The sequence below is a fragment of the Streptomyces sp. NPDC086077 genome (assembly GCF_040686175.1).
Lineage (GTDB): Bacteria > Actinomycetota > Actinomycetes > Streptomycetales > Streptomycetaceae > Streptomyces.
Genome location: NZ_JBFBJT010000056.1, coordinates 14,374 through 27,833 on the forward strand (window position 1 = coordinate 14,374; position 13,460 = coordinate 27,833).

At 75.2% G+C, this 13,460-nt stretch carries 11 protein-coding genes; 3 read left to right on the forward strand and 8 right to left on the reverse strand.

All coding sequences use genetic code 11. The features are described from left to right. Window positions 1-48: 48 nt before the first annotated feature. Window positions 49-633 (reverse strand): toxin-antitoxin system, toxin component family protein, encoded by a 585-nt coding sequence (locus AB0O67_RS18110; protein ID WP_365451130.1) that lies wholly within the window; start codon window positions 631-633, stop codon window positions 49-51. Between the two features lie 495 nt (window positions 634-1,128). On the opposite strand from AB0O67_RS18110, the gene AB0O67_RS18115 reads away from it, so the two are divergent. Beyond that, window positions 1,129-1,590, forward strand: coding sequence for an Rrf2 family transcriptional regulator (locus AB0O67_RS18115; RefSeq protein WP_365451132.1), 462 nt, complete (start codon window positions 1,129-1,131; stop codon window positions 1,588-1,590). Window positions 1,591-1,614: 24 nt separating this feature from the next. Here the strand turns inward: AB0O67_RS18115 and AB0O67_RS18120 are convergent, their stop codons facing one another. From AB0O67_RS18120 to AB0O67_RS18150, 7 genes are all read right to left on the reverse strand, one after another. Continuing rightward, complete coding sequence (locus tag AB0O67_RS18120; RefSeq protein WP_365451134.1) at window positions 1,615-2,610, reverse strand: MerR family transcriptional regulator; 996 nt, start codon at window positions 2,608-2,610, stop codon at window positions 1,615-1,617. 28 nt (window positions 2,611-2,638) lie between these two features. Continuing rightward, window positions 2,639-3,649: a DUF5914 domain-containing protein gene (locus tag AB0O67_RS18125; RefSeq protein ID WP_365451136.1), complete on the reverse strand. Its 1,011-nt coding sequence runs from the start codon at window positions 3,647-3,649 to the stop codon at window positions 2,639-2,641. Next, window positions 3,646-4,650 carry a phytoene/squalene synthase family protein gene (locus tag AB0O67_RS18130; protein WP_365451138.1) on the reverse strand — a complete coding sequence of 335 codons (1,005 nt, stop codon included), beginning with the start codon at window positions 4,648-4,650 and terminating at the stop codon, window positions 3,646-3,648. The genes AB0O67_RS18125 and AB0O67_RS18130 overlap by 4 nt, the downstream gene beginning before the upstream one ends. Beyond that, on the reverse strand, window positions 4,647-6,191 hold the full coding sequence (locus tag AB0O67_RS18135) for a phytoene desaturase (RefSeq protein ID WP_365451140.1): 1,545 nt from the start codon (window positions 6,189-6,191) through the stop codon (window positions 4,647-4,649). The genes AB0O67_RS18130 and AB0O67_RS18135 overlap by 4 nt, the downstream gene beginning before the upstream one ends. After that, on the reverse strand, window positions 6,188-7,447 hold the full coding sequence (locus AB0O67_RS18140) for a polyprenyl synthetase family protein (protein ID WP_365451142.1): 1,260 nt from the start codon (window positions 7,445-7,447) through the stop codon (window positions 6,188-6,190). The genes AB0O67_RS18135 and AB0O67_RS18140 overlap by 4 nt, the downstream gene beginning before the upstream one ends. Window positions 7,448-7,563: 116 nt before the next feature. Continuing rightward, window positions 7,564-8,937 (reverse strand): deoxyribodipyrimidine photo-lyase, encoded by a 1,374-nt coding sequence (locus AB0O67_RS18145; RefSeq protein ID WP_365451144.1) that lies wholly within the window; start codon window positions 8,935-8,937, stop codon window positions 7,564-7,566. Between the two features lie 133 nt (window positions 8,938-9,070). After that, entirely contained in the window at window positions 9,071-10,624 is a 1,554-nt protein-coding gene (locus AB0O67_RS18150) for an SDR family oxidoreductase (protein WP_365451146.1), read from the reverse strand. A gap of 136 nt (window positions 10,625-10,760) precedes the next feature. Here AB0O67_RS18150 and AB0O67_RS18155 point away from each other — a divergent pair, with 136 nt between their 5' ends. Beyond that, on the forward strand, window positions 10,761-11,228 hold the full coding sequence (locus tag AB0O67_RS18155) for a MarR family transcriptional regulator (RefSeq protein ID WP_365451180.1): 468 nt from the start codon (window positions 10,761-10,763) through the stop codon (window positions 11,226-11,228). A 153-nt stretch (window positions 11,229-11,381) separates the two neighbouring features. Next, window positions 11,382-13,451 (forward strand): MMPL family transporter, encoded by a 2,070-nt coding sequence (locus AB0O67_RS18160; protein WP_365451148.1) that lies wholly within the window; start codon window positions 11,382-11,384, stop codon window positions 13,449-13,451. Window positions 13,452-13,460: the final 9 nt, after the last annotated feature.

Consider the following 13,460-nt stretch of genomic DNA (forward strand, 5'->3'; position numbering starts at 1 on the left):
CTGAAGAGATCACCCGCGGGGGACCGCCGGCGACGCCGTAGGCGTTCGTCACCGCTGCGCACCCCTTCGTCCGCGGTAGCCCATGGAACGCTGTACGGGGTCGAGCGAACCGATGTCGTGGCTGCCGCCGCGGTCGCCGCCGGCGAGGGGGCGGAACAGCGCGGCGAGCCGGTGGCCGAACTCGTCGGCCTCGGCCTCCTCCCGCCGGCGCGAGCCGTTGCGGGCGGCGACCGCGAGGGCGGTGCCCTGCCTGCCGGAGCGGTCCGCGAGGGCGTGCGCGGCGGCCGGCCCGACGACGTGCTGATGACCGTGTCCGGCGTACATGTGCCACAACTCATGGCCGAGAATCACCAGTTGCTGAACGGCCTCGGCGCGTTCCTCGACGATGACGAGGTCGAAGTCCTCGAACTCCACCCACAGCCCGGTCACTTCGATCTCGTCGGGGAACCGCTCGAAGCGCAACTCGACGGGACGCCCGCCGCGCAGCGTGCTCATCGCCTCGCACAGGGCCCGGCACAGTCCGTGCATGTCGGCGGGGGGACGGGGGCGGGCCCGCAGGGCGGTGCCGAGTTCGGCGGCCAGCGCGCGCATGGCCGAGCCGCGCCGCCGGCGCCGTAGCGCAGCGAGATCCATCGCACCCCCTCACCACCGATCGACGACCGGTTCGAGACTACGCGGCCGGATGTGTCCGCGTCATGTGGTCCCGCGACCGTTGTTCAACCGAGAACGATCACCGGGTGCCGAGAGTCGTGCGCGACCCATCGACGCGCACCGTTGACGCGCAACTCCTCGGGATTACGGCCCTGTTCGCGTTTCCGGGCGGCATCCGAAATGCCGAACACTTCGGTAGGCGAGGTGAACCCCCGCCTTTTCGGCTCCTTCATGGAACACCTCGGCCGCTGCGTCCACACCGGCGTGCACGAACCCACCCATCCCACGGCCGACGCCGACGGCCCGCGCACGGACGTCCTTCCGACCCCGACGCCCGCAACACGCTCACCGACCCCGACCGCGTCACCCCGCACCCCGTCACCGGCACGACCCTCGCGGACGGCCGGCTGACGGCCGCACTGGAGCCGCTGTCGTGGAACGTGATCCGGCTGGCGCAGCGGCGGTCACAATGGACGTATGAGGATCTCGGCACGGGCGGACTACGCGGTACGGGCGGTACTCGAACTCGCCGTACGGCAGGGCGGCGAACCGGTGAAGGCGGAGGCCATCGCCACCGCGCAGGAGATCCCGCACAAGTTCCTGGAGGGGATCCTCGGAGATCTGCGGCGCGGCGGGATCGTCGACAGCCGGCGCGGCGGCAGCGGCGGCTACCGGCTTGCGCGCGAGGCGTCGGCGATCACGGTCGCCGACATCATCCGGACCGTCGACGGCCCGATCGTGTCGGTCCGCGGCGAGCGCCCCACCGGGCTGGCGTACCAGGGCTCGGCGGAGCCGCTGCTGCCGCTGTGGATCGCGCTGCGGGCGAACGTGCGCAAGATCCTCGAAGGGGTCACGGTCGCGGACATCGCGGCGAACGCGCTCCCGGAGCGGGTACGCGAACTGGCGGCGGAACCGGCGTCCTGGGAGAACCCCACCTGAGCCCACCCGGGGTCGACGACGGGCCTAGTACACGCCGGACACCAGCTCCAGCGCCTCGCCAAGACCGCCCGGCCTCGGCATCCCGGACGGTGCGGAGCCGGCCCACCCGGTGCCGCCGAGCACGACCAGCGGACGGCGGCGGGCGCCGCGGGCACCCCAGCGGGTCCCGGCGACGTGCGCCGCAAGGGGCGTGCTCGCCGTGCTGCGGGCCTGCGCCCACAGGACGACGACGGGAGGGCCGAGCCGTCGCACCGCCGCGGTCAGGGCCTCCGCCGGCACGGCCGCGCCGAACATCCGGGTGGGCACCCCGCGCTCGCTCAGCGCCGCGGTGAGGGCTTCGAGAGCGAGGGTGTGCTGCTCCCCGGGCACGCAGGCCAGCACGACCGGACCCGGGGCGGGCGCGGGGACCGCCTCCGGCGGCGCGGCGGGCGGGTCCACCCGCCGCGTGGCCCGGCGCAGCGTGGTCGAGACGTGCCAGGACAGCAGATGCTCGACCTCGACGTAACGGTCGCCCGACGTCTCCCACTTGCGGCCCACGGCGTGCAGCACCGGCATCATGACGTCGTGCCAGGCGCCGACGACGCCGTGCCGGTCGACGGCGGCGGTCAGCAGGTCGTCCACCGCCGGGGCGTCCAGCCGTACGGCGGCCCGGGCGAGGCCGCGGCACTCCTGACGCACGTCGCCCAGGGGGAGGGCACCGGCGGCATGGGAGCGGCCGTCGCCGTCGGGACTCTCGCCGTCCGGGCCGTCCTGTGCCGTCGCGGACACGTCGGCGCCGGCCCGCGCGGCACGGGCGGCCTCCGCGGGCGGGACTCCCGCGGACGTCAGCCGGCACATCGCCTCCAGGACCGCCACGTCCTGCGGTGACCAGCGGCGATGCCGCCCCTCGGTCCGTACCTCCGTGCCCACCCCGTACCGGCGGTCCCACGAGCGCAGAGTCGTCGGCGAGACGCCGAGCCGCCGGGCCAGGGCGCCGGTGGTCAGACCCACCTCGGGGACCGGCTCCCTCTCCCGTGCCATGTGCGAACTCTACGGCGGTGGCACCGGATCAGCCGGGGAAACGGCCGGTCGAACGCAGGAGCCACCGGCGCTCGGCATACGCCAGGTCGTCCCGCCACAACCGCCCGGCGGCGGCGCGCACCAGCGGGCGCAGCGCGGGCGCCAGCGCCCGGGCCACGGCGAAGCCGCGGCGGTCGGAGGCGGCCACGACCGCCTCGATCACGGCGGTGCGCGGCCTGCCCCGGTCGTCCGGGCCGAGCGGCGTGGCATGGGTCTCGACGACGGATCCCTCGCCCTCGCCCTCGACGATGCGCATCACGACGGTGCGCGGCCCCGGCGCGGTGAACACGGCCCGTACCGGCACCACCAGCCGCCCGGCGACCTTGAACGACACGTCGACGGCGAAACCGTCGCCGTCGACGCCCCCGCCCTCCGGACCCGGCACGTCGAGGACGGTGAGGTCCACGAAGGAGTACGGGTGGAACCAGGCGCCGTGCCACGGGTCGAGTCGGTTGGCCACCACGTCCTCGGGCTCACAGACGCCGATCCCGGTGTACACGGCGTGCACGGCGCCGGACAGCGCGGGCCGAGCGGGCACCACGGGGGCCTCGCGCGGCGTCTCGCCGCCGACGTCGTCCAGCCGGACCCAGACGAGGACTCCGTCGTCGTGCGCGGGCAGGGGCTCCCAGCCCGCCGCCGGGCCGCCGTCCAGGGCCAGGCCGTGCCAGTGACAGATGAGGGTGCCGCATCGCACCGGGCTGTCGCCCAGCGGCGCCCCGAGGTGCGGGCAGCTGCCGGGCCCGGCCACCAGCCGCCCCGCGCGGTCGCGCCACACGACCACTTCCCGCCCCGCCACGGTCCGGGCGAGCGGCCGGTCACGGGAGAGGCCGGCGGTGGCGCCGACCACGTACCAGTTGCCGGACGGCCGCGCCCGCGCCCGCTTCAGCGCGCCGGCGATCACGGCGGGGCGGGCCTCCCGCCAGGTCGGCCGCTGGCGTGTCCAGGCCACCGGGTTCCCGCGCAGCCGCAGCGGGAACCGGCCCCGGCGACCGGCGGTCACCGGCTCTCCTCGGAAACCACGGCGGTCGGCACCACCGCCGGGTTGACGGGCGGAGGCGGTGTGGCGGCGCTCGCCGCCACCCGGGCCCGCAGCACGCGGACGAGACCGTCGCCGGCCACCGTCAGCCGCCGCCGCAGCGGCACCACCGCACGCCGGTGGACCACCGTGTACCCGCCCTCGGCGATGGCGTCGAGGATCCCCCCGTAGAGCACGAACGCGGTACGGATACAGGGGCGGGACGCCGGGTCGAGCATCGCGATGCCGGGCGCGGCCTCGCGGTAGACGCCACGGGTGAGGTCCTCGGCGGCCCGCAGCGCGTCGGTGATCCGCCGGTCGCCGCGGCCGGTGCGCCGGCTCCAGAGCAGCAGTTCCCGGTCGGCGCCGTGCGCGGCGAGCAGGTCGGCGGGGAGGTAGACGCGGCCGCGGTCGAGGTCCTCGCCGACGTCCCGCAGGAAGTTGGTGAGCTGGAAGGCCACGCCGAGGGCGGCGGCGTGCGGGGCGGCCTCGGCGCGCGGCACCACGCTGCCGAGGACGGGCAGCATCTGGAGCCCGATCACGGCGGCGGAACCGTGCATGTACGCGCGCAGGTCGGCGTAGGTGGCGTAGTCCGTGACGTCCAGGTCGCTGCGCATGGCGGCCATGAAGTCCGTGAAGTGCCGATGGTCGATGGCGTGGCGGCGGGCGGTGTCCGCGAGCGCGTGGACGACGGGTTCGGTGCTGTGGCCTTCCCGGAGCCCGCGTTCCAGCCTGCCCTCCAGCAGCGCGAGCTGCCGTGCCCGGTCGCCGCGCGTGTCGCCGGTGCCGAGCGCGTCCACGATGTCGTCCGCCCAGCGCGCGAACCCGTACAGGGCGTGCACGGCCGGCCGGCGGTCCACGGGCAGCAGCCGGGTGGCGAGGAAGTACGTCTTCCCGTGCCGGGCGTTGAGGGTGCGGCAGCGGGCGTAGGCGGAGCGCAGGTCCGGGTCGGCGATGCCCGCCGCGTCGAGCTCTCGGCCGGTCATGACGGGATCCCTTCGGTTGTCTGGCGGTCGGTGCGCGGGCGCGGGCGCGGGGTCGGTGCCGGGCCGCCGGTGATGCGGGCGGCGGCGAGTTTGCCGGACAGCAGCACCGTGGGGACGCCCACACCGGGAGTGGTTCCGCAGCCCGCGAGAACGGCGTTGTCCGTGCCGCGCACGAGGTTGCGCGGCCGGAAGGGGCCGGTCTGGCGGAAGGTGTGGGCGGCCGAGAACGGCGTGCCCGCCGCGTGCCCCTGCGCCTGCCAGTCGGCGGGCGTGACCAGGCACTCCTCCTCGATGGCCGCGGCCAGACCGGTCAGTCCCCGGCGTTCCAGCTCGGTGAGGAGCCGGTCGCGGTAACGGGGGGCCAGGTCCCGCCAGTCGGCCGCGCCCGGCCCGATGTCGGTGTTGGGGCACGGGGCGAGGACGTAGTGCAGATGGCGGCCGGGCGGGGCGAGGCCCGGGTCGGTCGTGGTGGGGCGGGTGATCAGCAGGGACGGGTCCGACATGAGGCTGCCGGCGCGGGTGAGTTCGTCGAAGGTGCCGTGCCATCGGGCGCCGAAGGACAGGGTGTGGTGGGCGAGTTGGGGCCAGGTGCGATCCGTGCCCGCGTGCAGGACGACGGCCGACGGCGCGTGCGTCAGCCGCACCGGGCGGCGGGGCGTGCGCCCCAGCAGCCGGTAGGCCAGGGGCAGGTCTGGGGTGAGGACGACCGCGTCGCAGGGGATCCGGTCGTCGGCGGTCACCACCGCGGTCACTCGGCTGCCGCGCCGCTCCAGCCGGACGACCTCCTGGCCGTGCCGGAACTCGGCGCCCGCCGCGGCGGCGGCGTCCGCCATGGCCTGCGGCAGGGCGTGCATCCCGCCGCGCGGGAAGTACACGCCGGCGACGGTGTCCATGTAGGCGATGACGGCGTACGCGGCCAGAGCGCGCCGGGGCGGGACACCGGCGTACAGCGCCTGGAACGAGAACACCCGGCGCAGCCGCTCGTCCCGCAGATGGCGGCCGATGGCCGGCTCCAGCCTGCCGAAGCCGCCGAGGGCGGCGAGACGTGCCAGGTCCCAGGTGAGCAGTTCGAACGGCGAGTCGAAGTTGCGGTCGATGAAGCGCCGCATCTGGGCCCGGTAGACCTGCTCCAGCCAGCGGCGCAGCCGGCGGTATCCGGCCGCCTCGGCGGGGCCCGCGAAGCGTTCGACCTCGGCCTCCATCGCCGGGCCGTCCGTGTGCACGTCCAGCGCGCTGCCGTCGGCGAAGCACGCCCGGTAGGCGGGCCGCAGCTCGATCAGCTCGACCCGGTCGGCGAGGCGGTCCCCGACCGCCGCGAAGGCCTCGTCCGCCAGGTGCGGCATCGTCAGCACCGTGGGGCCCGTGTCGATGCGGTAGCCCGCGCGCGTCAGTCGCCCGGCGCGCCCGCCGGGCAGCGCGTCGCGCTCGACGACGGTGACCCGGCGCCCGGCACCGAGCAGGTGCAGGGCAGCCGACAGGCCGGACAGACCGGCGCCGACGACCACGACGTGGTCGGTGCGTCCCGGCACGGTGCGTGTCATCGGCCGCTCTCCTCGGTCTCGGCGACGGGGGCCGCGGACAGCGGCCCGGCGGCCGGCCGCGAGGTGGGCAGACCCGCCACGCGCAGCAGCAGCCGCTCCAGCTCGGCGCCGCCCGTCGGTTCGAGGCGGGCACTTCTCAGCTGTCCGACGGCGCACCGGGCCAGCCGCCCGATCCTGTCCTCCACGGCCCGCAGCGCACCCGTGGTGACGAGGACCCGCCGCACCGGGTCCAGGGCGGACTCCGGCAGGTCGGCGCGGCCGTGGGCCTCGTCCAGCACCGCGAGGGCATTGAGGTCACCGGCCGCATCGGCCCACGCGCGGGCGACGGTGAAGACGTAGGTGGGCTTGCCGTTGCGCAGGTCGCCGCCCGGCGGCTTCCCGGTGCGGTCCAGGTCGGCGAACAGGTCGTCGATGTCGTCGCGCAGCTGGAACGCGAGGCCCGCACAGCGCCCGGCGGCACACAGCGCCGCCGTCGTGGCCGGGTCGGCGCCCGCGAGTGCGGCGCCCAGTGCCATCGGCCGTTCCACCGAGTACAGCGCGCTCTTGAGGGTGGCGGCCCGGACCGCCTGCGGCACGGCGTGCGAGCGGGTGGCCTGTCCCTGGACGTCCAGATACTGTCCGGCCACCATCTCGGTGCGCATGTCCCGCCACAGCTCCCGCACCCGGCGGGACCCGGGCTCCGGCACCACGGTGTCGGCGATCAGATCGTCCGCCCAGGCCAGCGCCAGGTCCCCGGCGAGTACGGCGGCGGCCTCGCCGAGCCGTTCCGCCCTGCCGTCCGGTGCGGTCCGCCGGTACTGGGCGGCGACGGAGGCGTGCAGGGCGGGTCGTCCGCGCCGGGTGGCCGCGCCGTCCATCAGGTCGTCGTGGGCCAGCGCGCAGGTCTGGATCAGTTCGAGGGCGGCCCCGGTCCGCAGCGCCGCCCGCGCGGCGACGTCGTCCCGGCCGCCGCAGGCGCGCATCGCCCACCACACCAGCCGGGAGCGCAGCCGCTTGCCGCCGTCCAGCGTGAAGCGGGCGACCCGGTCGGCGACGTCGTGGGCGAAGAGCGGGTCCAGCGCGCGGGCGCGGTCGAGGTGCTCGGCCATGACCTGCCCCAGCACCCGGCCGACGGCGGCGGAGACGTCCCGGTCGACGGCGGCCGGCCGGAAACCGTCCGCCGGGCACGGCCCATGCCGGTCGGCCGGAGCCGCGGGGGGCGGTCCGGTCGGGTGGGCCGCGTCGGCACGGCGGTCCGTGGGATGGCTGGCACGCATGCCGGGGTCCTCTCCTCGGTGGCGCGGCACTGTGTCCATGCCTTCCGCGCGAGCGACCGGAACGGATGCGCCAATGGGGTACGTCGGCCGGTGCGCGACGCTCGTCCTCGTGCCGGTCAGCCGCGGTCGCGGGCCTGCTTGAACCGGGCGAGCCCCTCCGAGAGGCCGATCAGCGGCTCCGGGTAGTCGAGCGCGGAGCGCTCGGGACCCTTCAGCTTCCAGGGCTCGTGCACAAACGGGCCCTTGACGCCCTGCAGTTCGGGCATCCAGCGCCGCACGTACGTCCCGTCGGGGTCGTGGCGCCTGGCCTGGACGACCGGGTTGAGGACGCGGTTGGGCCGGGTGTCGGTGCCGGTCCCGGCCACCCACTGCCAGTTGAGCTGGTTGTTGGCGAGGTCGCCGTCGACCAGCAGGGACAGGAAGTGCTCGGCGCCCACCCGCCAGTCGACGTAGAGCGTCTTGGCCAGGAACGACGCCGTCAGCAGCCGGCCGCGGTTGTGCATCCAGCCCTCGTGGCTCAGCTGGCGCATCGCGGCGTCGACGACCGGGTAGCCGGTACGGCCCGCGCGCCAGGCCTCGATGTCGTCGTGGGCCTCCTCGGCGTCCCGCCAGCGGTCGGCGCGGTCGCGGTAGTCGGCGGTGGCCGCGTCGGGCCGGGCGGCCAGGACCTGGCGGTGGAAGTCCCGCCAGGCGAGCTGCCGTACGAAGGCGTCGGCCCCGGCACCGCCCGCCTTGCGGGCCCGGTGGACGATCTCGACGGGGGAGAGGGTGCCGAAGTGCAGGTGCGGCGACAGCCGGGAGGTGGCGTCGCCCGCCAGGTCGTCGTGCCGGTCCTCGTAGCCGCGGACGGCGCCGTTCAGCCAGGCCGTGAGGCGCTTGCGGCCGTCCGTCTCGCCGCCGCGCGCCAGGCCCGGGGAGACTCCCGTGACCTTGCGGCGGGAGGACAGCGGCTCGGAACCGACGCCGGTGGGTACGCCCACCGAGCGCGGAGCGTCGAGCTGGCCGCGCAGTTTCTCGTCGGACCAGCGGCGGAAGTACGGCGTGAAGACCGCGAAGTGGTCCGAGCCGGCCGGGGCGAGGGCGCCGGCCGCCACGGCGGTGGTGACCGTGTCGTGCACGTGCAGCCGTCGGCCGTCCGCCTCCAGCGCGGCACGCAGGCGCTCCTCACGCCGGTGGGCGTAGGCGCTGACGTCGGACGCCATGTGCACCTCGTCGGCGCCGGCCTCGGCGGCGACCTGGCAGACCTCGCGCACGACGTCGCCGGAGCGCACCACCAGCCGCCCGCCGCGGGCCCGCAGACCGGCGTCCAGGTCGCCGAGACAGTCGGCCAGGAAGGCCATCCGGTTCGGCACGGCGAATCCGGCGTCCGCGACACCCCGGTCGTGGACGAACAGGGGCACCACCTGGCGGGAGCCGTCGAGGGCGGCGCGCAGTGGTGGGTGGTCGTGCAGCCGCAGGTCCGCGGTGAACAGAACGACGGACACGTTCATGGGCGTGCTCCAGGGATGAGGGCGCGGGACGAGGAGTGCGGCGCGCACGCCGCGGGTGCCGGCCGGCGGCGCCGGCCGCGAGGAGGCGACGCCCTCGACCTCCGGCGCCTGGAGGACCTCGGGCCGGGCCGGATCACCGGGGCTCACCGCCCCGTGCGGGTGTCGTCCGTGGTGCCGGTTCGCCGGGTGCGGCCGCGGCCTTCGCCGCCGCGCGGGCGATGTTGCGGACCATCCCGCCGAAGACGGCCGCGTGGAAGGGGGAGATGCTCCACCAGTACAGGTGCCCGAGCAGGCCGTGCGGGTGGAAGAGGGCGCGCTGCCGGTAGCGGGCGCGGCCGGCGCCGAGCGGCTCGGCGTACAGCTCCAGCCAGGCCAGGCCGGGCAGCCGCATCTCCGCCCGCAGCCTCAGCAGACGGCCCGGCTCGACGTCCTCCACGCGCCAGAAGTCGACGGCGTCGCCCACTCTCAGCCGGCTCGCGTCCCGCCGCCCCCGGCGCAGTCCCGCGCCGCCGACCAGCCGGTCCAGCCAGCCGCGCACCGACCAGGCCACCGGGAGGGAGTACCAGCCGTTCTCCCCGCCGATGCCCTCGATGATCCGCCACAGCGCCTCGCGGGAGGCGTCCACGGGCACCGCCCGCTTGTCCTGGTAGAGGCTGCCGCCCGCCCAGTCGGGGTCGGTGGGCAGCGGGTCGCTGGGCGCGCCGGGCAGTGCCGAGGAGGACCAGCGCGTGGTGACCTGGGCGTCCCGGACGCGCTGGAGGGCCAGCCGTACCGCCTCATCGAAGCCGACCGGCCCGCCGGGCGGGTCGGCAACGTACTCGGCGATGTCGTGCTCGCGGCAGATCACCTCGTGGCGCAGGGACTCGGTGAGCGGGCGGGCGAGGGACGGCGGGACCGGCGTCACCAGTCCCACCCAGTAGCTGGACAGCCGGGGCGTCAGCACCGGCACGGGCAGGATCAGCCGCCGGGGCAGTTCGGCGACCGCCGCGTACCGGAGCATCATGTCGCGGTACGTCAGGATCTCCGGGCCGCCGATGTCGAAGGCGCGGTTCACCGAGGCCGGCATCGAGGCGCTGCCCACCAGGAGCCGCAGCACGTCCCGCACGGCGACGGGCTGGATCCGGGTGCGCACCCAGCTGGGGGTGACCATCACCGGCAGCCGCTCGGTGAGATAGCGCAGCATCTCGAAGGAGGCGGAGCCCGAGCCGATGATGACGGCGGCCCGCAGCACGGTCGTCGGCACACCCGAGGCGAGGAGGATGCGCCCGACCTCGTCGCGGGAGCGCAGGTGCGGCGACAGCTCGCTGTCGGGGACGCCCGCGGGGACCAGACCGCCGAGGTAGACGATGCGGCGCACCCGGGCGGCCCGGGCCTGCTCCGCGAAGACGCGCGCGGCCCGCCGGTCGGCCTCCTCGAATCCGCCGCCCGTGCCCAGCGCGTGGACCAGGTAGTAGGCGACGTCGATCCCGCGCAGTGCCCCGGCGGCCGACGCGGCGTCCGTGACATCGCCGCGCGCCACCTCGACCTCGCCCGCCCAGGGGTGGTCGCGCAGCTTGTCCGGCGACCGGGTCAGACAGCGCACCCGGAGCCCTGTTCGGAGCAGTTCCGGGACGAGCCGCCCACCGATGTACCCCGTGGCACCGGTGACGAGGCAGTGCGGCCCCGGTTCGGTGGCGTGCTGGTCCATGGTCGCTCCTTGCGTGTCGGCGCATCTCGGATACCTTCCACGCGGGCGGCCCGCTTGGATGCGGTGGGGCTTCGCCTAGGCTGATCAGGTGGCCGGAGCAGACGTGCAGCACAGCGGGGCGGGCGGGACCGACGAGGTGTCCGGGAGCCGGGCCCCGAGCGGCGACCGGGACGTCGACCTGCACGCCCTCGCGGTACGGCTGCGCAGGACGTACGGCGAGATCGGCCGCGTGGTCCAGCGCTTCGCCGGGGAGCGGGGCCTGCACGCGACGGACGTCCAGGCGCTGGCGGCGATCCTGGACGCCGAGGAGCCGATGACGCCGGGCCGGCTGCGCGAGAGCCTCGGACTGACCTCCGGTGCGGTCACCGCGTGCGTGGACCGGCTGGAGCGGTCCGGTCATGTCCGCAGGGTCCGGGAGAGCAGCGATCGTCGCGTCGTACATCTGTACTACGTGGACGACGCCCGGGCCGCGGCCCATGCGCACTTCCGTCCGCTGGCCGACGCCACGCGGTCCGCCATGGACCGGTTCACCGACGAGGAGCTGGCCGTGGTGATCCGATTCCTGTCCGTCCTCAACGAGGAACTCGCCGTCGGCCGGGACTGAGCGGGCCGGGGCGCATCCGAGGGGCCGCCCTACCGGGAAGGAAGGACGTCGCCTACGATCACGGCGGCAAAGTAACTCGATGATTGAGATTCTTTGTCGTTGAGTCATTTTCGAGTCATCGCCCGGCCGGTTGCCCACGACGCCTGGAGAACCATGTCCGTCACCCCCCGGCGAGCCCTCCGGCTCGTCCCCGTCGTCCTGCTGATCGCCTGGCTGGGCATCGGCGGCGCGCTCGGCCCGTTCACCGGCAGGCTCGGTGAGGTGGCCACCAACGACCAGGCGGCCTTCCTGCCCCGCAGTGCCGAGTCCACCAAGGTCGTCGACGAGCAGCGCGCCTTCAGCCAGGCGGAGACGCTGCCCGCCGTCGTCGTGTGGACCACCCTGGGCGAGGCCGCGAGCACGCGGCCCGCGGCGACCCGGGCGCTGGCCTCGCTCGCCGGCACGGCGGGCGTGAGCGGGCGGCCCTCACCCGCGGTCGTCTCGCGGGACGGCGCGGCCCTCCAGGGCGTCGTCCAGCTTCGTCCCGACCTCGGGGACGAACTGCCCGCGGCACTCGACCGGATCCGCGCCGCCGCCGAGCGGGTGCCGGGGACCACGGTGGGACTGGCCGGCCCCGCCGCCACCCAGGCGGACCTGTCCGACGCCTTCGCAGGCATCGACGGACTGCTCCTGGTGGTGGCACTGATCACCGTCCTGGTGATCCTCCTGCTGGTCTACCGCAGCGTGCTCCTGCCCGTCGTGGTGATACTCGGCTCGGTCTTCTCCCTCGGGCTGGCCTGCGCGGTCGTGTACGCGCTGGCCGCACACGACGTCGTGCGCGTCGACGGCCAGGTTCAGGGCATCCTTTCCATCCTGGTGATCGGCGCGGCCACCGACTACGCCCTGCTGATCACCGCCCGCTTCCGGGAGGAACTCGCGCTGCGCGACGACCGCTTCGAGGCCGTGCGGGCGGCGCTGCGGCAGTCCTGGGGCGCCGTCGTCGCCAGCGCCGCGACCGTGGCGCTCGGCCTGCTCGCCCTGCTGCTCAGCGACCTGACGAACAATCGGGCCCTGGGGCCGGTCGGCGCCATCGGCATCGCGTGCGCCGTGCTCAGTTCGCTCACGTTCCTGCCGGCCGCGCTCGTCCTGCTGGGCCGTGCCGCGTACTGGCCCGCAAAGCCCCGTTCCGGTGGGGCGCAGGGTGCCGCGACCGGTGTGTGGCGCGCCATCGCGGACCTCGTGGACCGCGCTCCGCGCAGGGTCTGGGCGCTCGCACTGGCCGGGCTGCTCGCCTGCGCCGCCCTGGCACCGACCCTGACCTCCAAGGGCGTCCCGCTGGACGAGACCTTCGTGGACGACGCCCCGTCCGTCGCCGCGCAGCGCACCCTCGGCGAGCACTTTCCCGGAGGTGCCGGCAATCCCACGGTGGTCGTCGCCGACGCCGGACGGCTGGACCGGGTGGTCGCGGTGGCCCGGGCCACCGACGGGGTCGCCGGTGCGGCGGCGGTGACGCGTTCCGGGCGGCCGGGACAGGAGCCGTTCGTGGTCGGCGGGCGGGCACGCGTGCACGTCACCCTGAAGTCCGCCGCGGACAGCGACGCGGCCAAGGAGACCGTGGCGCGGCTGCGCACCGCCGTGCGGGCGGTGCCGGAGGCTGACGCGCTGGTCGGCGGCTACACGGCCCAGCAGTACGACACGTCGCGCACGGCCGAGCGGGACCGCGCCGTCATCGTGCCCGTCGTCCTCGCGGTGATCTTCCTCGTCCTCGTGGGCCTTCTGCGGTCGCTGCTGGCGCCCGCGCTGCTGGTGGCGACCGTGGCGCTCAGCTTCCTCGCCACTTTGGGGGTGGCGTCCCTGGTGTTCACCCATGTGTTCGGCTTCACGGGCAGCGATCCCTCGGTGCCGCTGTACGGCTTCGTGTTCCTCGTGGCCCTCGGCGTGGACTACAACATCTTCCTGATGTCCCGGGTACGGGAGGAATCGCTGCGGCACGGCGTCCGCCAGGGCATGCTGCGCGGGCTCGTCACCACGGGCGGCGTCATCACCTCCGCCGGCGTCGTGCTCGCGGCGACCTTCGCCGCGCTCGGCGTCATCCCCCTGGCCTTCCTCGTGCAGATCGCCTTCATCGTGGCCTTCGGAGTCCTGCTGGACACCCTGGTCGTCCGGTCCCTGCTGGTACCGGCCCTGGTACGGGACATCGGGCCCCCGGTCTGGTGGCCGAGCCCCCTCGCCCACAACCGCTGACCCTGTCCG